Here is a 20,186-nt window from a genome sequence, read left to right as displayed (position 1 = left end):
TATTTTAAATTTTTTAAAGAAGTTTTAGTTTTTATATAAAATGCGAATTGAATTGAGAATACACAGAATCGAAACGCCTGTATCGGCAAATACGGCGAGCCACATATTGGCATATCCGAAGATACCGATGATCATGATTAAAATCTTGATACCTAAGGCTAAAATAACGTTCTGCCAAGCAATGCTCAACGTGCTCTTGGCAATGCCTAAGGACTGTACTACCGATTCCATACTTGGGCTCATATATACCACATCGGCCGCTTCAATAGCCGCATCAGCACCGCTGCCCATAGCACCGCCCACATCAGCGCCGGCCAATACAGGCGCATCGTTAATGCCGTCGCCGACAAACATGGTCGGACCATATGTATCGCGAATTGTCTGTACTACAGCTAATTTATCAGCGGGCAACAATTCTGCATGTACTTCGTCAATTTGTGCCGCATTGGCCATATAGTGCGCACCGAACTTCGCATCACCGGTTAACATGATAGTCTTCAGACCTCGTGCTTTCAAATCGCGAATGGCGTCTTTTGTATCTTCTTTCAAGCTGTCCGCAATCAGAATCATACCTATATATTGACCGTCAACGGCTACCAACACTTCACTGCCGTAATCAGCCGGTTCCGGAATATCACCGGTAATAGCCAATTCATTAAATAAACGACGATTACCTACAGCCACCTGTTTGCCGTTTACTACGCCGGTCATGCCGCGACCGGATAATTCTTTAATATCGTCTGCTTTTGTATACGATAATCCCAATGCATCAGCTTCCGCTACTACACTGACTGCCACCGGATGAGTCGACGCCATTTCCAAGGCTGCCGCCGTACGTACGATTTCATCAGAAGTCGCCTGACCGGCAGTTTTCACTTCACGCACTGCAAATACGCCGGTTGTAATAGTACCGGTTTTATCCATAGCTATCGCCTTTACATTGGTCATAGCTTCAATAGATAAACCACCTTTAAATAAAATCCCGTTACGAGATCCTTTACCGATACCGGCAAAGAAGGCTAGTGGTACGCTCAGTACTAACGCGCAAGGGCAGCTGATAACTAAGAATGTTAAGGCTGTATAAATCCAATAGTCCCAGTTTCCTGTAATCAACGATGGAACAATCGCTACCAACACTGCAATAGCAACTACAATTGGCGTATACACACGAGCAAAGCGCGTAATAAAACGGTCTAATTTAGGTTTCGTAGCCGCCGCATTTTCTACGGCTTCTAAAATGCGGGTAACCATGGAGTCTTTCAAGGCTTTATCTATGCGCATTACGATACGGCCGCTTTCGTTGATACAGCCTGACAACACGGAATCCCCCGGTTTTGCCTGAACCGGAACAGGTTCACCCGTAACCGGTGCCGTATCAATCTGTGTGGTTCCTTCCACAATCGTGCCATCCAACGGAATACGTTCACCTACGAGAACTTCCATCATCTGACCAATGGCCACATCTTTCGGATCCACTAGTTGCACTTCGCCTTGTTCATTAATGATACGCACTTGTTCCGGACGCATATCGATAGCTTCCATAATCGCGGAACGACTGCGAGCGGTCGCTTTTTCTTCGAAAAACTCGCCGATGCGGAAGAACAACATAACGCCTACCGCTTCCGGTGCTTCCCCAATAATCAGAGCGCCCAAGGTGGCCACACTCATAAGGAAATTTTCATCGAAAATCTGACCGGAGCTGATATTTTTCAATGCACTCCAAAGGACGTGCCAGCCTAAATATAAGTACGTAATGATCAACATGCCCAATTCAATATTATGAGGAATGCCATCAACCAACACATCGATGAGCATAACGATAGCACCGATTATAATGGCAATAATATCAGCCTTGTCACTGCCGCTGCCATGATGGTGATGATGCTCGTGCGCCTGCCCTTTATCAGGACGTTCAAACACTTCTACAGACACTCCGTCTTCAATGGAATCACATACAGACTGTACATGCTGCACCAATTCATTCGTATCCGATACGCTTGAATTAATACGTAACTGCTGTGTACCAATAGAAAACGATACCTTTTCTACCGTCTCCATACTGCGCAACTTGTCCTCAATCTTCGACGCGCAATGAGCACATGTTAAGTTTCTCAATAACAATACCCGTTCCATAGCCATTCTCCTTATATTCTACCCACCTTTATAACCATATTGTAACTGTAATACTTATTATGTTTCGTACCATTCAATATACGTATTATTCTAACTACGTATCCTGTCGTTCTGTCCAACATATGAACAACTGTTCATATGTTTTTATAATCATATTATAGAATGTCCATGGATAAATGTCAACGAAAAAGCGTGTTTGGAGCAATATAAAAAAGTCATGCTTACGAGTGGCTCTTCCTAAACATTCAGGTGATTTTGCCAATAAAAAACCCGAGCAACTTATTCAAGTTACTCGGGAATATTTTTTCTATTTCACTGGTACTAATCATAGTCTCCTAAAGAATTGCAAGTATTAAGCACGCGATTTTTTGATTGTATTAATATATCTGTAAATGGTCGGCTCAGAAACTCCCAACTTTGATGCTGTCGCACTGATACCACCTTTTAATAAAAATAGCCCATTATCATATAACTGCGTCACTACTTCCATGCGCTCAGTTTGCGAAAGTCTCTGTGCTTCAACATTATATGCTAATAATTGTTTTTCAATTACGTTTTCAATCAAATCGTCAGCTGTATGGTAAAAGCTTTCCGATATATCATCTAATGAAATTTTTTCGTCCGCATCTTCACTTTTATTAGCAACACCATTCTTTATGACTTCCGCAATATCCAAGATATTATCGGGAGATTTCACCGGCGCTTCCAAATCCTTCATTGCTGCATTAATAAAAAACATTTTATCCAGCATATCTCGTGCTTCTATATAAGCATTAAGATCATAATTTATACAAAGCACTCCAATTGGTTCCTTTTTATCGTCATGAATAAAAAACGAAGAGCAACGCAATTTATGACCATTATAGCTTTTAGCCATATAATTGGTAATATAATTAACCTTATTTTCACGGCGTAACTGCATCAGTTTGAGTACAAAATCAGTGGCCGGCCCGCCTACCTTGCGTCCACTAATCTGATTATTAGCAATCGCAACAATTGAACTTTCTAAGTTGGTTATATCATGTAAAACAATTTCACAGTTTTCACCTAAAACCTCACCAAGAAACGGAACTAATAATCCATACTTCTTTAGAATATCCATACCTCTACTCTTTCTATAAAAACTACTATAAATAGCGGTTTTTAATTTTAATCAGCAAACACTTGTCCCCTTTACAAGTTACATATATCTTTCATTTTCTTTGATTTTAGCTAACATAACTGATGCTATAAACAACACAATCCCTGAGGTTAACACTATAGGTGATAAATTTTCATCAAAGATAATAAATCCCCAAAATGCATGGAAAAAAACAGCAATGTATTGCATAAATTGGGCGACTACCGCGTTCGTAACAATAAAAGCTCCAGTCATAAAGAATTGTGCGATAACTGAAATCAATCCAATAATTAAAATATATCCCCACTGCTCGCTATTAGGAATTACAAAATCATTAACCATAAAAACAGCGCCTACAATAGTACTTGTAATCAAAAAGTACGCCATTATTTCATAGGTACTATGTGCATGATTTAAACTAATCTTTCTAATTGTTGTATACGCTGCCGCAGAAAAAGCTGCACCCCCAATTGCAAAAAGAGCATATATAGAAAATGAAGAATATGTCCAAGGATTTACCATAAAAATAACTGCCAATAATATAATAATCAGCCATTTTGCAGATCCTTTTGGAAGTTTTTCTTTCAAAACAAATGTGCTGAATATAAACACAAAAATCCCTGACAGTTGAAATAATATAGATGCATCCGCTAACTTCATATGCGCCAATGCTATAAAATTAAACAGTGTACCCATACCACCAAAAAAACCGCGTACCACCAAAAGGCCACGGTCTTCAGTGGAGAATTTAATATGCCGAAACGCCATAAATATCAGAATAGAAATAGTCCCTATTAGACCTCTAAAAAAGTTTATTTCCGCTGATGGCATTCCCTGTCCAAGAAGTTTTACGAATACGTTCATAATACTGAAACATAACGCAGAACTCATAGAAAATATAAACGCTTGCTTCATTTACCTCACCTTTTTAATTTCAATGTTCATTAAAATTAAAAAGTAAATCAAAACATCTGCCAAATGCTTTAACTTACTTATCATAATAATTATTATCATATAATTAGATTATAAAAGTTTCGCACTGATTTGGCAATGCTTCTACGCTTGTCAATCTATTCCCAGGTTTTATTTTAAAGTTAAATTTATATGTGTTACAACTACATTATATAACATATTTTTAGTCATTAAAATTATGATTACTCCATATTATCTAAATCTACTCTTTGTTTTTCGAGTTATTCCATACAGCAACCATAATCACTACCACAGTACACACTAGTTTTATAATTATTTCATATCCCACAATATACTCTTTAATAAGATTGTCTTCTACAATCATCCCACCGGATACCCAACCTAATAGGGCTCCACCTAATAGAAGTATAATCGGATATTTACCAATAACTTTTGCAAAAAATGCAGAACAATAGATGATGATAGGTACCGTAATTAAAATTCCCACTACAACTAAAGCATAGTGTCCATTAGCTGTAGCTACTACTGCGATTACATTATCGATACTCATCATTGCATCAGCCATAATTATTGTGATTATCGCTGCTCTCAAAGAATTTTTAGACTCAATTTCTGTATTCTCTTCTTCAGCTAAAACTAATTTAATTGCAATCCATAATAATACAATGCCGGCTATCAAATGCAACGCCGGAACAACATGTAAAGCTTCAACAAGAAGAAATGCCATAACCAGTCTAAGGATAATGGCTCCTGCAGTCCCCAACATGATAACTTTTTTTTGCACTGATGGATCTAACCGACTGGCAGCCATTCCTATAACAACAGCATTATCACCGGCCAGAACAATATCTACCATGATAATTTGCAAAATGCTGATCCATGTTTCAATTTGTAAAAAGTTTATCTCCATACGCAATCCCTCTACGATTAACTCTTAAGATAATTATAGGCGTACATAGTATGTATCAATGCTCCGGTCACCAATGCAGATTCATCAATATTGAATCGTCCGGTATGATGATTAAAATGTGTTTCAGGCTTCTTACTGCGTGCTCCTAAAAATGCAAATACTCCCGGAACCCCTGTTTCATGCATATAATAAGCAAAATCTTCGCTACCGGTCTTTTTTCCCTCTTTATTAATTCGTACAGGCTCATCTAAAGCGTCTAACGTGCTATACAATAACTCTGCACATTGAGAATTATTAATTAACGGTGGCGTCGAAGTTTCATAATTAAACGTGTATTTTCCTCTATACATAGACGCAATATTCTTTACATAGCGTCTTAATGCTTGTTCAATAAATTCTCTGCATCCAATATTAAAAGTTCGTACAGTCCCATTTATAATTGCTTTATCTGCAATTATATTACGTGCTTCACCTGCATGAAACGTACCAAACGTAACTACTGCTGATTCGAGAGGACTAAGCTCCCTTGAAATAATAGATTGCGCGTTTGTTACGAAAGCACTTCCCATAACAATTGCATCAATTCCCTCATTAGGTCGAGCACCATGACCTTTTTGTCCTTCAAATTCAACATAGATTGAATCACTGGCCGCCATCATTTCCCCTGGTGGACAATATACTACGCCCTTAGGCACAGCACTATTAATATGCAGGCCCATAACTGCATTTACTCCATCCAGTACACCGGCTTCAATCATCTTCAAAGCACCTTGCCCGGTTTCTTCTCCCGGCTGAAAGACAAACCGAATTGCACCATCTAACCGCTCTTTTATATGCCACAGAGCTTTACACGCCCCTAGAAGCATTGCTATATGTGCATCATGGCCACATGCATGCATTACACCATCAGTCCTTGACTTATAGGAAATATCATTTAACTCTTGAATTGGTAAGGCATCAATATCAGCACGTAATAAAATACGTCTGCCTTCTTTATCTGCATTAATATCAGCTATAATACCTATTTGATCGATAATTTTATACGGAATCCCAATACTCTCCAGTTCATTCGCAATACGACGAACCGTCTCAACCTCATTCATAGACAGTTCCGGGTTCTCATGCATAATGCGGCGTGTAGCAATAATATTATATTCTTCCTTTTTTAAAAATGATTTTACCTCTAATAACACATCTTCCATCATAAGCTCATCCTTATATAAAAAATCCACAACTATAATTCGAGTTCTTGGTATTGGACCCAAAATACCTCATTGAGATTATAGTCGTGGATTTTATTAATAATAATTAGAATGGTCCAATTTGTACAATCGCAGCAATAGCTACTAATATTGCAGCCCAAATACTATTAGTAATAAAAATTCGACCAGCAAACTTTAAATATACTCGATAATCAATATCTGCAATCGCAATTGCGCCTGATGTAAGTGGAGACGTTGGCATAATCATATTACCAAGGGCACCGCCCAGTACTACAGCCGCACATACAGTCTGTTGTGTAATACCGGCCAAGTCACCAATAGGTGATAAGATTGGTACCAACACAGTTGCTGCGCCCGCATCAGAAATAATGAAGAAGTTTGTAATGTGACCAATTAAATACATTAATTCTGCAGTTAAAATACCAGGGGCCCCATCAACAATTTGTACTGACCAATGAACGATAGTATCAACAATACCTGCACTATCTAAAATCAAGGCAATCGCCTTCGCAAAACCTACTACCAGTACGCCACCTACTACCCCTTGAGTACCTTTAACAAATTGTCTGAAGAGCTCATTTGGCGAATAGCGCATAATAGCACCTACTACGAATAACATAATCAAGAACACAGCCGGGATACCATTTTTGAAATCCCCACCGGATAATGCTGTATAAATTACAAAGCCCATACCAATTAATACTGTTAAAAGGATTAATTTTCTCTTGCCATCAAATTCAGGCATTTCAATGTGAGCATCTGCTGCTTTCTTTTCAGCTTTTAACTCTACATCTCGAATCCAGCTATTTTCAGGGTTCTTTCTTAAATTTAGAGCATATTTTATTGTCCAGAATGAAACAGACGCGTTAAATCCGATAAATGCCAAAACACGCAACCACATACCGGAGAAAATCGGCAATCCAACCAACCCTTGTGCTACACCTACGTTAAACGGATTTGTAATACCACTGGATAAACCTGCACCACCGGCACAAACTGTAATAGCAATACCAACTATGGCATCCAGTTTCATTGACCTGGCAATCATAACACCTAACGGTACGAACGCTAAGTACGCTTCTAATGTACCCATTAGCGTTGGAACGATAGAGAAAAGGAAGATAATAATGACTAAGAAATAAATATCTTTCCCTTTACTTTTTCGAATTAAAGCATTCAAACCGGCTTGAATAGCCCCGGTATTACTAATTACGCTATATGCACCGCCAACAATTAAAATCAAGAAGCAAATCCATGCGGTGGAAATAAAACCTTTCGGAACAGCTCTGAAAATATCCATAAACGAAGCAGGTTTAGCTGCAACATAACGGAATGAATCAGGATCTACAACGGATCTGCCGCCCATTTTCACCATCGTATATTCGCCACCAGGAATAATATAGGTGAGTAATGCTGCCACAAGAATAAGTGCACTGATAATTACCAAACCACTCGGAAACTCTCGAGCTTCGGCCTTAGCTTCTACTGCTTGCCCTTTTTTTAAGTCCATAATTGTCACCTGCCTGTTTTAACTAACGATTAACTGCTGTTCTAACTGCATGTAAGTTTTCTTTCGATGTTTTTGGATCACATACACACCCTGGTCCTATGATTAAGCCTTTTCCATCTACACTGTCAATTGCTTCATGAACATGTTTTATAACTTCGTCCGGTGTTTTAGTACCTAAGAAACTTTCGTACACTAAACCATGCTCTGTAATATGTGGAACTTCCATAATACCACCTAATAAAGCCTTATCGGTAACTTCTCGAGCTTCTTTAAGGCTAGGCTTAGTATCACGATCGTGCCAGTTCAGGCAATTACATGGATAATTTTTAACTACATCAAACATAATATTCGATCCATGCACATGCATTACATTAAACCATGTCTTATCGCAATATTCCTGAATAACACGATGGTCATATGTCTTGCAAAATTCCGCATACATAACATCATCAAGGAAATCATACGTAGCGGTTTGAGTTGCGAAGAAGAAACCACTTACACCTTTTTCCACGTTAGCTTTTACGAAATTAATTGTAGTTTCAGTAATAGCTTCCAACGCTTTGTGCACTTTTTCAGGATGCTCTTTCATATCTTTAAAGACACGAGCTCCAGCCAATTTTCGCAATGTAGTTGCAGGACTAAATATGGTTTGTAAGTATGGCGTATGACTATCAACTAATCTTGCTACATGATCGACAATAGACAATGTTTTTCCCCATGTACCATAAGTGGCGCCTAGGCAATTAATTCGATCGTAATCATCCAAGCATTGGATTGCATGTCTTACTACAATCGGTTCTTTGTAAGGAGTACAATAGAACTCAATCTTACAACCCCAATCCTGTGTAGAGTATGCACCGAAAGGCATTAATTTAATAAAATCAAAATCATATTCTTTATTAAATTCAACCAATGCCTCAGCTAAGCTTACAGGGTCTTGGTCTACCTTGGACATATGCATCCAAACACTACAAGGAATTCGATCTGGCTCTTTACCGTCTAACACAGCCTTAATTCGTTCGTCTTTGTACATAGTAATACCTCCCTTAAATACCTTGAAAACTACCATTAGTCCCTAATCATTTCTTTTAGAATGACAATATCTGTTTCTTTCATACCTTCTTTAGCTACAATACCGATTCTGCGAATGGTATCGTCAACTGTAGCTGCGACTAACCCATCTCCTCCCTTATAACTATTTTTATTTCGCGCCTGTTGATACCCTAAAAATGCACCTTCTAAGCCAACAGATATTTTCCCCGCACATGAAGGTTTAGCTCCGTCACATACAATCCCTGATAATACAGCTAAACCATTGACTATAGTTTCAGCAATAACTTCTTTGCTTTCGTTTTTTAAGAATGCGACTCCTGCAACTCCGGCTACAGAAGCGCTAGTGGCTCCGCAGTAAGCTGATAGTTTTCCTATGCCTGACTTCTGATAAAGGCCAATTAAATTTGCAAAAATTAAGGCGCGATATAATTCATCCTCACTTGAATTCATGTGTTGTGCAAATGTAATTACAGGTATTGAAACTGTTATACCTTGATTCCCACTGCCTGAATTTATGTATACAGGCAATGCACAACCACTCATTCGAGCGTCCGAACCTGCAGCCGCTCTAGCTCTACAATAGTTCTCCAAATCATCTTTACCATATCTATCGAGGAGCAACTTACCAATATTCGATCCATAATCATTTCTAAGCCCTTCATCTGATATTTTCTGATTATATTCAATTTCTTTTATAAGAATATCTTTGATTTCAGAATAGTCTGCTGTTTTAGCAAATTCATAAATACTATCAAAGGACATCTCAGATCCCACTAAATCTCTTTTAGTTTCTAATGGCTTGTCTAATAATACTTCCCCATCTTTTTCTTTATAAGTAATATTGGTATGTGCACCTTCAAGCTTTACTACAACTCGATGTGAAGCACTTTCTGCTTTTATTTCTACATACAAATTAGCAACGCCCTCTGCCAGTGATATAGTGCAGAAATCAGACGCTGCCAATTCATTCATTCGTTCTCTATCTGCATCTGTAGCACTTTCTAATATTTCCAATTTCTTTTCCGGATTTCCAATAATAGCACCTAGCACAACAGCATATACAAGGCCTTTCTTGCCACCGGAATTTGGAATAACTACACTTTTAACATTTTTTATAATATTACCACTACATTTTGCTTCGATTTTGTTAGGAAATTCACCCAAAGCCGCCACTGCCTCAGCGGAAACATAAGACAAAGCAATTGGCTCTGTACAGCCGAAAGCAGGAATAATTTCCTGTTTGAAAAGTTTAATATAATCCATAACAAAATCCCTCCATAAACAAAACTTTCAAATAATTTATAAAAACGTTCATGTTAATGCCTATAGGATTTAATAATCTATTCTGAGAAAAATATTTAATTATATTGATGATTTTTTATCATTCTTGTAATTAAAATTTATCATGCATGAATTCCTTCGTCAAACTTTTTACATATTTATAAAAAATACCCCATAAATTTACATCTTTGTAAATTTATGGGGTATTTTATCTGATGTTAATCAAGTTTTTTTACCTAAACTTTTCTATTTAGCTTTGTTGTGATTCTACTACTATTTCAATTCAGCAATTACTTCGATTTCGCACAAGAAGTTAGCAGGTAATTCTTTTACTGCAACGCAGCTACGAGCTGGTTTGCTAATGAAAGCTTCGCCATAAATTGCATTGAATGCAGCGAAGTCGCTCATTTCATGTAAGAAGCAAGTTGTTTTAACAACATTTTCAAAGCCAACGCCGGCTTCAGTCAAGATTGCTTTAATGTTAGCAATTGCCTGTTTAGTTTGTGCTTCAATGCCTTCAACTAATTTACCGGTTTCAGGATTGATGCCACCTTGACCGGAAATAAATAATAAATTGCCCGCTACCATAGCTTGAGAGTAAGGGCCAAGAGCTTTAGGTGCATGTTCTGAGAAAATTGCTTTCATTGTTTGTCTCCTTTTATAAATACTAATTGACACAAATGTATTCGATAACTTTATTATACATTGTTATTATATTTGCTTCAATAAAATTTTATCACTTTGCTACTTATTTATTAATCCTCTTTTTCCCTTACTTACTTTTTACTGAGCTAAATTGCGATTCAGTATTTGTATTATCCTCTACAAAGCTTCGTACCATATTTTTCTTGACACATAAAAAAGACGTCCTCCGGTAAAAGAACCTGCTATTGCTCACAGGTTCTCCGTTATGTTACCGTTCAGGGCGTCTTTTTTATTTGCAAATGTATATAGTTATCAGCGCTAAATAGCAATTCTCATCATTCAACGACCGGCCTTACCTCTAAGCACGGAATTGAATAAGGGGTTTCGCCATTTAATTCATGTAACTAAACGATTTACTGAGTCTACTAAGCTGCTATTGAATCAGTTTGAGTTTTTATTAACTCTTCAGTTAGACTCTTTTTAATATGCTATTAAATTTCACGATATGGTTCTTGGCCGATTTCGTAGAAGTTATTACCTTCGCTATCGATAACTACGATGCAAGGGAAGTCAACTACAGTAAGTTCAGCCAATGCTTCAGGGCCTAATTCTTCGTAAGCCAATACTTTGTAGTCTTTAATGGATTTAGAGATCAAGGAAGCGGCACCGCCTACAGCTGCAAAGTAAGTTACACCGTTCTTTTTCATGGATTCCACAACTTCTTTTGAGCGGGATCCTTTACCAACCATACCTTTAATGCCTTGATCAAGCATTGTTGGTGTATACGCATCCATACGACCGGATGTAGTAGGGCCGGCTGCACCGATTGGGTTACCAGGTTTTGCAGGGGATGGTCCTAAATAGTAAACGATTTGATTATGCCAATCAATTGGAAGTTTTTCACCGCGAGCCAATGCTTCAGTCATTACTTTATGCGCTGCGTCACGGGCACTATAGATTTTACCGGTAATTAATACGCTGTCGCCTGCTCTTAATGTTCTGGACACTTCTTCAGTTAAAGGTGTGGTAATATGGATAGTTTTTGATTCAGCCATTGTAATCTTCCTCCCCTTGAATTAAATAATTTCTTCGGCATGACGGCTTGCATGACAGCAAATTGTCACAGCCACAGGAAGACCGGCAATATGAGTAGCGGCCCATTCAATGTTAACTGCTAAGGCTGTAGTAGTACCGCCAAGCTGAGGTCCGATACCTGTTTTGTTGATCATTTCCAACAATTCTTCTTCTAATTTAGCATATTCAGGCATGTCGTTACGTTTCTTAGTAGAGCGAAGTAATGCTTTTTTAGAAAGGAATGCGGCATAGTCCATAGTACCGCCGATACCGATACCAACTACCATTGGAGGGCAAGGGTTAGGGCCTGCTTTTTTAATGATTTCCATAACAGCGTTTTTTACACCTTCTACGCCGTCTGCAGGTACAAGCATTTTAAGGCCGGATTTATTTTCACTACCAAAGCCTTTTAGTTCCATGTCGATTTTAACTTTATCACCCGGAACAATACTTGTATAAATAATAGCAGGTGTATTGTTACCTGTATTCTTACGGTTAAATAACGGTTCTGCTACTACAGATTTACGTAAATATCCTTCTGTATAGCCTTTAGCTACACCTGCTTGAATGGCCTCTTGTAAAGAGCCGCCTTCAAAATGAACGTCTTGGCCTACTTCCAAGAATACAATAGTGTAACCTGTGTCCTGGCAAATCGGACGATCTTCTTCACGAGCGATTTCAGCGTTTTTAATGATTTGATCTAATACAACACAGCCTACCGGTGATTGTTCAGTTTCACGACCGGCTTTCAATGCATCATATACATCTTCCGGCAAATAGTATGCTGCGTTTTTGCACATTTGTGCAACTACATTTGTTATTGTTTCCACGTTAATGGTCCGCATAACAAAACCTCCTCACGACTGAATGAGCTTACCTAATGCCCTAATGATACCATACATTATTTTCCCTTTCAAATTATTTTCATGCATAGAATGCAAGCATTTTTAATTATTGATAATTTTTCTCATAGTTCTAAAAAGCTAATAACTTAGCCATTTTTCTATGCATAAATGGAAAGTCACGCTTTTATTTCATTAGCTCAGATTTGCATTATTATGCAAGTTATCTTATCTATATTCCTTCAACATAATGACAATCAATCCATAAGTGCATAGAGAACGTTTGTCTATTACCATTTTATATGTATGTACTTTTATCCGCACCGTATAGATACAAGATTTTCATCATTTTCCCACACTTCAAAAACGAAAAAAGGGAATTCTCCGATTCATCGAAGAATTCCCTCATAGCTGTACTAATCGTACTATTCCGTGTACGACCTACTTATTAAATTCACACAATTTAACAGTTAATTGAAAGCTATTTCTATTATTTAATTATCTGCACTGACACATAAATAATATTTATATTTGGTGTTGAAAACCAACTTTGGCTTTAATACCTAATACTATTTGAACTCTTGTTCAAGTTCTTTTTAAGGATTTAGTTTCTTATGCAAGAGTTGCGCGTAAGAACCAAAGTTGTTTTGCATAGTAATCTAAATGATCTTCCATTAAGTTAGCTAATGGGAAGTTGTCTTCTTCATCAGCGCTGCTGCGGATTTCTTTAGCAAGTTCGCTCATCAATTTGAAGTCGCCTTGTACAATTTCGTAAGCTTCTTTTACACTGAATGCACGGCCATCAACTTCTTCAAGAGAAGCGATTTTTAAGTATTCGTTCAAACGAACTACCGGTTCTTCACCTTGCATTTTCAACAATTCTGCTACTGCATCATAGTATTCCATTGCTTCGTCATATACGCTTTCAAGGTATTCATGAGTTGGTACGAACTGAGTACCTACTACGTTGAAGTGTAAGTTATGTAATTTAACGTTCCAAACCACTAAATTTGCTAAATATTTGTTTACTAAGTCCAAGTTTTTCATAAGAAAATCCTCCTAATTTTTATCTTTTATACATTTAAGGCCACCAGGCCAAGAAAACGATTTTAATATGCGTAATCAATAATCTCTTGTAATTTGTAATGATTGTTAATTACTACACTCACAATATAACATAGAACATTTTCGATGTCAACGAATTTTTTCAATGTTATACAATCTTTTTACAAGTGATACATTTTCTTTACTCAAAACCCTATATTTATATCACTCATATCTCGCTTGTATATATGTTCTGTAAAGTCCCATTTTGTCATATATTATCAGCATTCTTTCCGCTTTAGGATACATAATAATATAAGTCTTCACCAATTGCTCTGCTCATTTTGCAAATAAAAAAGCCGGTATGCACAAACCCCCTCTTCAGGCTGTTTACACATACCGGCTCTATAACTTTTTTTGAACTACTTAAAATAAACGCTATGTTAATTATGATAAGATTCTCATAATTGAGACTCATTTAATAGCTTTTAATATCTTTTAACCTCTACTTTATATAACTTTTAGAGTCCGTTTTAAGCTACATCTTAAAACAATTTACCCGAAGACCAAATAAGCTGTAAAGCCAGCAAACCGATACCGGACGAAAACAAGAGCAATATGCTTCGCGCTCTCAATCGCTTTGCAATAGCAGCTCCCAGTTGAGCCCCAATGACTACGCCGATAATACAGAATATAGCTACAGCCCATTCAATATGTCCCAAGTACTGATGAGTGATTACGCCGCTGACCGTGGACAAGGCTAAAATAAAATGACTGGTTGCGGTAGCTACATGCGTCGGGAAGCCTAATAGGTAAACTAACGCGGCCACGTGAATCAGGCCGCCGCCGATGCCAAATACACTGGAAATAAAGCCTACACCTACACTGATGAGGCAGCCAATCCATTTCGTATATTGAATTTCACCTAAGGCCAACTTCTCCTGCTTGCGTTCTCCTTTTTTATAATTCTTATAGCCAATGAATGTAGACATGGTCAACAAGAATAGACCGAACCAGAACTTAAAGCCCAGCACGTCGAAGTAATCTGATGCTACGGCGCCCAAATAAGAGCCCGGAATCGATGATAGCGTAAACCATATGGCCGCGCTGTAGAGCACTTTCTTTTGCCGCACATAGGCAATGGATCCGGAAATGGCATTAAACATAACGATTGCCAACGAAGTACCTACAATCATTCCCGGCGTCCAATCCGTAAACATATATAAGAATACGGGCACAAAGATAAAGCCCCCGCCGGCGCCGATAATTGTCCCGAAGGCGCCTACAAATATGCCGAGCAGAATAAATTCCACGGCTCCATATAATGATAAAACCGAATGCTCCATACGATCACTCCTCAACCGGCCTGATGAAATTACATACTTTCATCTATTATCGTCGACAATTATGATGCGAATGACTCACTGTTCACCCTTCAGTAAATGTCCGTTTCAAATGGCTTATTATTAATAATTTCCTGGCTAACGATTCATCACCACTTGAGTCAACGTCCGGCACAAAAACACAAAAATACATTATATATGTAGTATACTTTATTTCACGCATAAAAAACACCCTTTTTCAACTGAAAAAGGGTGTAATATGTAATAATTTTTTAGTTCTAATACTAAGGCTAATAGAGCCTTGCGTTAAATGACTAGAACAACACTGATACGTAGGATACAATAGGCGCCATAATCGTCGTGAATATCCCCATGATAATCATTGTTAAGGATGCGATAGCACCGGTTTTAGGACCGTCTTCATAGGCCTTCGCTGTACCTGTACCATGTGCGGAGATACCGTACAACATACCTTTTAACAAACGATTGTGAATGTGTGCCTGTTTTACCAACATAGTGGTCATGATCATACCAATTAAGCCGGTAGCAATTACTAAGATTGCTGTAATCGTAGGGTTACCACCGATAGTATTAGATGCTGCAATGGCGAGCGGTGTTGTTACGGAACGTGGTGCAATGCTGTGCACCAATTCAGGGCTTAAACCGAATAATTCTGCAATGCCCATAGATCCAAGGAAAGCTACGGCACAACCAAGGCCGATAACTACAACCAAAGGAATAGCATATTCTTTTACAACGTGACGGAATTTATAAAGTGGTACCGCAAAGGCTACCGTAGCCGGCTGCAACATAATGGAAATATATTGGCTGCCTTCCTGATATGTTTCGTAAGGAATTTGCATAGTCACTAGAAACAAGCCGATCACAACAGGAACGATAAGCAATGGGTTTAAATATAACTTTTTGCCGGAACGTTCATATAGTTTTTTGAAAAGGAAATATACAACTACAGTACCAACCAAAGATTCAATAATGTGAATACTAATTAATTGAAATATGGAATAGTCTACCATAATCGATACCCCTTTCTACGTAATTTCATAATGTTTAATGTAATAATTAAAACGGACAGCAACAATGTTACGATACTTGTTACGATAACGCCGAGAAGCATGGCGCCTGTGCTGCCGAAGAGCTGTGTATACTGAATAACTCCGATTGCGGATGGAATAAAAAACAGGAGCAGTTCGCTAATTAAAATAGCGGCCCCTTGTTCTACATAGTCAAGTTTAACAACACCTGTCATCAGTAAGGCAAACAATAATAACATGCCTACCAATGTGCCGGGCAATGGCAAATGCAACCATTGTTGTAAGAAGTTTCCTACAACTCCAATAAAGGATAGGAATAAAACCTGTCCTACAATAATTGCAAATCGTTTCATACCTAATCACTCCTTTATCTTCTGTCGTTGAAACAATCTTTTCAAGCCCCACACTTGTGGGATTCCTCTTTGGTAAGTCATATTGTAGACCATAATAAGTAAAAATAAAAATATTTTTTTCCTATACTCTATTATTCTTTTTGGTTATAATAATAGTAAGATTGGATTCGATATGACCGGAGGTGTTCCATGGATATTACACATTTAAAATATTTCGTCGAAGTGGCCCGTCAAAAAAGCTTCACTAAAGCGGCTCAAACCCTGCATGTAAGCCAACCGTCCCTCAGTAAGGCCGTGCGCCTGTTGGAAGGGGAATGGAACAAGCAGCTCTTTAAACGCCGCGGCCATCGCATCGAGCTGACAGAAGAGGCCTGTGCGGTATTGCCTCAAATCGAAGCTCTTGTGCGCCAATTCGAAGTCCTGGAATACCAGATGAGCCATACAAACGACTTGGAATCAGGTGAAATCAGCCTAGGGATTCCTCCTATGATCGGTTCGTCCTTCTTATCGCCGATCATTCGCGACTTCATGCAGAAATATCCGCGCATCTCCTTAAAAGTTAGCGAGTATGGATCTCCTCAAATTGCCCAATTAGTGCAAGACGGTCAATTACAGGTAGGCTTCGTCACTTTACCTGTTCCCGCATTTACCAACAAAGACACGCGGACCTATATTTTTAACCAACAGCCTTTGAAATATGTGGTTACACCGGATTCTCCATTTGCCCAGCGCGAAGTCATTACCTTACAGGACATTAAGAAGGAACCATTGATTTTCTTCCATCCGTCCTTTTCCTTATATGACATTATTTTAGGACGTTTCCAGGAGATTGGGGTTGTACCGACTATTGCAGCACAAAGTAATAATTGGGACTTCATTGCGGAACTCGTAAAAAGCGGTCTCGGATCCGCCATTTTACCACAGACCATCTGTGATCGACTCCACTCGGATGATTTAGTCTCCATTCCAATTACACCACGCATCGATTGGGTGCTTGGCATGATTTGGAATGAACGCTCCCTAATCATCCCGGCCATTCGCCTGTGGGTCAACTACTTCCATAGCCGTGTACCGGAAACACTGTCTATTCGCTAAAACATAAAGCGGTGTAAGCATCAAAGCTTACACCGCTATTTTATATGCGAATATTCGATTCTTTTATGTTGATTGCAAACACTACAAATTAAATTTTATGTTCAAACTACAGCCATAATATATAACTCTATATTATTCAGCAATGTTTAAGTCAGCCAACAACTGTCCTACATGTTCTTTCGCTTTTACACCGCGATAGATATGAGTAAGTATACCTTTTTCATCGATGACGAACGTAGAGCGTTCAATACCGATAGATACTTTGCCATAAAGCTTCTTTTCTTTCATAACACCGTAAGCATTGCATACAGCTTCGTCTGTATCGGCCAATAAATCAAATTGCAAATCATATTTTGCCTTAAAGTTCACATGGCGTTTCACCGTGTCACGGCTCACACCAAGCACTACATATCCGGCTTCTTTAAGCTTTGCATAGGCTGCATTAAATTGCTGTGCTTCTACAGAACAGCCCGGCGTATTATCTTTCGGATAGAAATATAAAATCACCTTTTGACCGGCCAAGTCTTTTAAACTCACCATCTCATTGGCGTCATTTACTACGGAAAATTCCGGTGCCTTGTCACCTATCTTTAACTCTGCCATTGGATTCACTCCTTTTCGTTGAGGTATTTAATGACCTGAAATTTTAACAGCTATTACCGCCTACGACGGTCTCCATTTCGCCAACGCTTTCTGGCGTCGTTTGCAGTTTGGCTTCACCGGACGGCATCGATTGCCACAGCCCATACAGCGCCCTTTTTCATCGGTAAGAGGCAGTTGGTTACTTGATTCACCTGCTGCAGATGCCCCCGTTCTAACTGATGTAGCGCTTCTGGTCATAGATTCGTTCGCACGACGACCTGGCTGAGGCGACACGAATTCTTCCACCATTTCATCTAACACTCCGGTCACTACCTTGGACAATATACCGGTCAATAGGCCCCCTTGTGTCAACACTTTTCCTACTGAGTAAATACTGCCAAGGTCTATTACTTTTTTGATTTCGTATGCTTCTTATGAGCTTTTAGAGATTCCTTTTTTTCTTTTTTAGGTTTCTCTACAGATACGTCTGTATGTGCTTCATGAGTTTCAGGTGCTTCAAAAGTTTCATGCTCTTCATGAGTCTCACGAGTTTCTACAGTTTCTTCTTTTTGAGGCTCCTGAGCAGGCATCTTTTCTTTACCTAGATTATTCACTGCACCCGGTTCTTCCGGATCTCGCATATCGGCGTCAAAATTACCGTAGTGTTCAACAAAATCAGTCACAGCCATTTCTTTAGCCGCTTTACGCGCCCGTTTCAACGCTTTCTTTGCACGTTTCGTCAACTGTTTGAATTCTTTCCACTCTGTATTGCGGATTATATCTTCTAACGAACCCGCTTCGGATCCGTCTTTATCTAATAACGTTAAAATATCTTTAAGATACAATTCCCCGTCTTTAGACTCAACCTCCTGTGCTATCTGTTGTTTTGTCTTGCGTTTTTTTGCTTTTTCTTTGGAACTAACCTTAGCTTTATTTTTCACTTTACCTTTTTCATGCGCCCCGTCTTTACCGGTTTCATTTGCCACTTCTGCACTTGCCGCACCTACTGCTAAGGTATCATCAGCTGCATCTGCCGCATCTTGCGTATGAGTATATTCAAATTCTACTTCATTATTGTTGTAATCGGATTGAACGGCTCCTGCCACTTCTTCCAAAGCATCAAAGTCGAGAGGCTCTACTTTTTCATATCGTTTATGCTTGTCCTTCTTCGATTTGCGCCCCTCACCTTTGCGACCTTCGGCTTTATGACCACCTTTTTTACCGTCCCCTTTACACTTCGACTTGCGCTTACCTTTTTTACTTGCTTTCGGTTCGGCATTCAATTCGGCGTTTACCACATCTTCTCCTTCGAAAACGTCAGTCATTTCCTCATCGACCGCATGATCTTTCTTATTATGCACAGATAAATCTGTTCCATAAAGAGGCATATTGCGCACTACGTCTAAGTTTTGGAGCGGACGAATTGCAACAGAACCTTGATGACGAGTAACGATAGCACCGTCATGGCGTTCTGCCAGTGTTTGATTGCCGCGAGTAATAATGGCTCCGATTTCACGAGTAACCAGGCTCTTGTCATAAGACGGAACTTCGGTTTCCGATTTCTCAAAGCCTTCTACATCGCCTTCTTCACCCATATCCACTTCTTCTAAATCAATACTGTTAATCGGAAGATCTTCATGATCTAAACGAGTTTTTGCAGAACTATATTCTTTTTCCAAGGAGTCGTACACATGAAGTTTATCATATAAAGTCTGAGTTTCTTCAATTTCTTGCCATAAGCCGTCCAATACGGCACTGTATGCCAAGCGGTCCTTAACTTCTTTGTAAGCATGACCGGTAATTTCCAGTTCCTGAGGCGTCAAATCCTCAGCCAGGAATTCTTCCAGCATACATTTAATCTGTGAATCTTCTACATATTTATTATGTAGAGCGCGGCGTACTGATTCTATAACTGCCTTACTTATGATCCCCTGACGACTATGCATCTTATTCACTCCTTAAATTAACCATCCCATAATGTATTTTATTAGGC

The 20,186-nt window shown here is 38.8% G+C and carries 19 protein-coding genes; 1 reads left to right on the top strand and 18 read right to left on the bottom strand.

The genetic code is table 11. From position 1 onward, the window contains the following. Positions 1 to 24 precede the first annotated feature (24 nt). From KHZ77_RS03920 to KHZ77_RS03850, 15 genes are all read right to left on the bottom strand, one after another. Entirely contained in the window at positions 25 to 2,133 is a 2,109-nt protein-coding gene (locus KHZ77_RS03920) for a heavy metal translocating P-type ATPase (protein ID WP_295195930.1), read from the bottom strand. A gap of 352 nt (positions 2,134 to 2,485) precedes the next feature. After that, positions 2,486 to 3,235: a transcriptional regulator gene (locus KHZ77_RS03915; protein ID WP_295195928.1), complete on the bottom strand. Its 750-nt coding sequence runs from the start codon at positions 3,233 to 3,235 to the stop codon at positions 2,486 to 2,488. A gap of 78 nt (positions 3,236 to 3,313) precedes the next feature. Next, positions 3,314 to 4,168 carry a DMT family transporter gene (locus KHZ77_RS03910; protein ID WP_295195926.1) on the bottom strand — a complete coding sequence of 285 codons (855 nt, stop codon included), beginning with the start codon at positions 4,166 to 4,168 and terminating at the stop codon, positions 3,314 to 3,316. A 259-nt stretch (positions 4,169 to 4,427) separates the two neighbouring features. Beyond that, positions 4,428 to 5,090, bottom strand: a complete 663-nt coding sequence (locus KHZ77_RS03905; protein WP_295196304.1) for a YjbE family putative metal transport protein — start codon at positions 5,088 to 5,090, stop codon at positions 4,428 to 4,430. Between the two features lie 23 nt (positions 5,091 to 5,113). Further along, the gene (locus KHZ77_RS03900; RefSeq protein WP_295195924.1) at positions 5,114 to 6,301 is read right to left on the bottom strand and encodes a M20 family metallopeptidase; all 1,188 of its coding nucleotides are present in this window, start codon (positions 6,299 to 6,301) and stop codon (positions 5,114 to 5,116) included. A gap of 103 nt (positions 6,302 to 6,404) precedes the next feature. Beyond that, positions 6,405 to 7,829, bottom strand: a complete 1,425-nt coding sequence (locus KHZ77_RS03895) for a Na+/H+ antiporter NhaC family protein (protein WP_295195922.1) — start codon at positions 7,827 to 7,829, stop codon at positions 6,405 to 6,407. A gap of 22 nt (positions 7,830 to 7,851) precedes the next feature. Then, complete coding sequence (locus KHZ77_RS03890; RefSeq protein ID WP_295195920.1) at positions 7,852 to 8,898, bottom strand: uroporphyrinogen decarboxylase family protein; 1,047 nt, start codon at positions 8,896 to 8,898, stop codon at positions 7,852 to 7,854. Continuing rightward, positions 8,898 to 10,145: an L-serine ammonia-lyase, iron-sulfur-dependent, subunit alpha gene (locus KHZ77_RS03885; protein ID WP_295195919.1), complete on the bottom strand. Its 1,248-nt coding sequence runs from the start codon at positions 10,143 to 10,145 to the stop codon at positions 8,898 to 8,900. The genes KHZ77_RS03890 and KHZ77_RS03885 overlap by 1 nt, the downstream gene beginning before the upstream one ends. A gap of 291 nt (positions 10,146 to 10,436) precedes the next feature. Next, positions 10,437 to 10,808, bottom strand: coding sequence for a Rid family detoxifying hydrolase (locus KHZ77_RS03880; RefSeq protein WP_295195917.1), 372 nt, complete (start codon positions 10,806 to 10,808; stop codon positions 10,437 to 10,439). Between the two features lie 491 nt (positions 10,809 to 11,299). Beyond that, positions 11,300 to 11,863 carry a Fe-S-containing hydro-lyase gene (locus KHZ77_RS03875; protein WP_295195916.1) on the bottom strand — a complete coding sequence of 188 codons (564 nt, stop codon included), beginning with the start codon at positions 11,861 to 11,863 and terminating at the stop codon, positions 11,300 to 11,302. A 21-nt stretch (positions 11,864 to 11,884) separates the two neighbouring features. Beyond that, positions 11,885 to 12,727, bottom strand: coding sequence for a fumarate hydratase (locus KHZ77_RS03870; protein WP_295195914.1), 843 nt, complete (start codon positions 12,725 to 12,727; stop codon positions 11,885 to 11,887). Between the two features lie 609 nt (positions 12,728 to 13,336). Next, positions 13,337 to 13,771, bottom strand: a complete 435-nt coding sequence (locus KHZ77_RS03865) for a DNA starvation/stationary phase protection protein (protein ID WP_295195912.1) — start codon at positions 13,769 to 13,771, stop codon at positions 13,337 to 13,339. A gap of 542 nt (positions 13,772 to 14,313) precedes the next feature. After that, positions 14,314 to 15,114, bottom strand: a complete 801-nt coding sequence (locus tag KHZ77_RS03860) for a sulfite exporter TauE/SafE family protein (RefSeq protein WP_295195910.1) — start codon at positions 15,112 to 15,114, stop codon at positions 14,314 to 14,316. 311 nt (positions 15,115 to 15,425) lie between these two features. Beyond that, positions 15,426 to 16,145, bottom strand: a complete 720-nt coding sequence (locus KHZ77_RS03855; RefSeq protein ID WP_295195908.1) for an LrgB family protein — start codon at positions 16,143 to 16,145, stop codon at positions 15,426 to 15,428. Beyond that, positions 16,139 to 16,516 (bottom strand): CidA/LrgA family protein, encoded by a 378-nt coding sequence (locus KHZ77_RS03850; protein WP_295195906.1) that lies wholly within the window; start codon positions 16,514 to 16,516, stop codon positions 16,139 to 16,141. The genes KHZ77_RS03855 and KHZ77_RS03850 overlap by 7 nt, the downstream gene beginning before the upstream one ends. Before the next feature lie 189 nt (positions 16,517 to 16,705). Between KHZ77_RS03850 and KHZ77_RS03845 the strand changes: the two genes are divergently transcribed. After that, positions 16,706 to 17,611, top strand: a complete 906-nt coding sequence (locus KHZ77_RS03845; protein ID WP_295195904.1) for a LysR family transcriptional regulator — start codon at positions 16,706 to 16,708, stop codon at positions 17,609 to 17,611. Positions 17,612 to 17,743: 132 nt separating this feature from the next. Here KHZ77_RS03845 and bcp read toward each other — a convergent pair whose 3' ends face one another. The 3 genes from bcp to KHZ77_RS03830 are packed head-to-tail and all read right to left on the bottom strand — an operon-like array spanning position 17,744 to position 20,139. Further along, positions 17,744 to 18,214: a thioredoxin-dependent thiol peroxidase gene (bcp, locus tag KHZ77_RS03840; protein WP_295195902.1), complete on the bottom strand. Its 471-nt coding sequence runs from the start codon at positions 18,212 to 18,214 to the stop codon at positions 17,744 to 17,746. A 60-nt stretch (positions 18,215 to 18,274) separates the two neighbouring features. Continuing rightward, entirely contained in the window at positions 18,275 to 18,547 is a 273-nt protein-coding gene (locus KHZ77_RS03835) for a hypothetical protein (RefSeq protein ID WP_295195900.1), read from the bottom strand. A 53-nt stretch (positions 18,548 to 18,600) separates the two neighbouring features. Then, positions 18,601 to 20,139: a hypothetical protein gene (locus tag KHZ77_RS03830; protein ID WP_295195898.1), complete on the bottom strand. Its 1,539-nt coding sequence runs from the start codon at positions 20,137 to 20,139 to the stop codon at positions 18,601 to 18,603. Positions 20,140 to 20,186 lie beyond the last annotated feature (47 nt).

The organism is Veillonella sp. (genome assembly GCF_018364065.1).
In the GTDB taxonomy this organism is placed as follows: Bacteria; Bacillota; Negativicutes; order Veillonellales; family Veillonellaceae; genus Veillonella_A.
The sequence above is the reverse complement of the archived record's forward strand: the minus strand, read 5'-3'. Positions and strand labels throughout refer to the sequence as shown.

Coding starts and splice junctions, on each gene's coding strand:
- KHZ77_RS03920 (WP_295195930.1), bottom strand. CDS start 2,133: ATGGAACGGGTATTGTTATTGAGAAACTTAACATGTGCTCATTGCGCG.
- KHZ77_RS03915 (WP_295195928.1), bottom strand. CDS start 3,235: ATGGATATTCTAAAGAAGTATGGATTATTAGTTCCGTTTCTTGGTGAG.
- KHZ77_RS03910 (WP_295195926.1), bottom strand. CDS start 4,168: ATGAAGCAAGCGTTTATATTTTCTATGAGTTCTGCGTTATGTTTCAGT.
- KHZ77_RS03900 (WP_295195924.1), bottom strand. CDS start 6,301: ATGATGGAAGATGTGTTATTAGAGGTAAAATCATTTTTAAAAAAGGAA.
- KHZ77_RS03895 (WP_295195922.1), bottom strand. CDS start 7,829: ATGGACTTAAAAAAAGGGCAAGCAGTAGAAGCTAAGGCCGAAGCTCGA.
- KHZ77_RS03890 (WP_295195920.1), bottom strand. CDS start 8,898: ATGGTAGTTTTCAAGGTATTTAAGGGAGGTATTACTATGTACAAAGAC.
- KHZ77_RS03885 (WP_295195919.1), bottom strand. CDS start 10,145: ATGGATTATATTAAACTTTTCAAACAGGAAATTATTCCTGCTTTCGGC.
- KHZ77_RS03880 (WP_295195917.1), bottom strand. CDS start 10,808: ATGAAAGCAATTTTCTCAGAACATGCACCTAAAGCTCTTGGCCCTTAC.
- KHZ77_RS03875 (WP_295195916.1), bottom strand. CDS start 11,863: ATGGCTGAATCAAAAACTATCCATATTACCACACCTTTAACTGAAGAA.
- KHZ77_RS03870 (WP_295195914.1), bottom strand. CDS start 12,727: ATGCGGACCATTAACGTGGAAACAATAACAAATGTAGTTGCACAAATG.
- KHZ77_RS03865 (WP_295195912.1), bottom strand. CDS start 13,771: ATGAAAAACTTGGACTTAGTAAACAAATATTTAGCAAATTTAGTGGTT.
- KHZ77_RS03860 (WP_295195910.1), bottom strand. CDS start 15,114: ATGGAGCATTCGGTTTTATCATTATATGGAGCCGTGGAATTTATTCTG.
- KHZ77_RS03855 (WP_295195908.1), bottom strand. CDS start 16,145: ATGGTAGACTATTCCATATTTCAATTAATTAGTATTCACATTATTGAA.
- KHZ77_RS03850 (WP_295195906.1), bottom strand. CDS start 16,516: ATGAAACGATTTGCAATTATTGTAGGACAGGTTTTATTCCTATCCTTT.
- KHZ77_RS03845 (WP_295195904.1), top strand. CDS start 16,706: ATGGATATTACACATTTAAAATATTTCGTCGAAGTGGCCCGTCAAAAA.
- bcp (WP_295195902.1), bottom strand. CDS start 18,214: ATGGCAGAGTTAAAGATAGGTGACAAGGCACCGGAATTTTCCGTAGTA.
- KHZ77_RS03830 (WP_295195898.1), bottom strand. CDS start 20,139: ATGCATAGTCGTCAGGGGATCATAAGTAAGGCAGTTATAGAATCAGTA.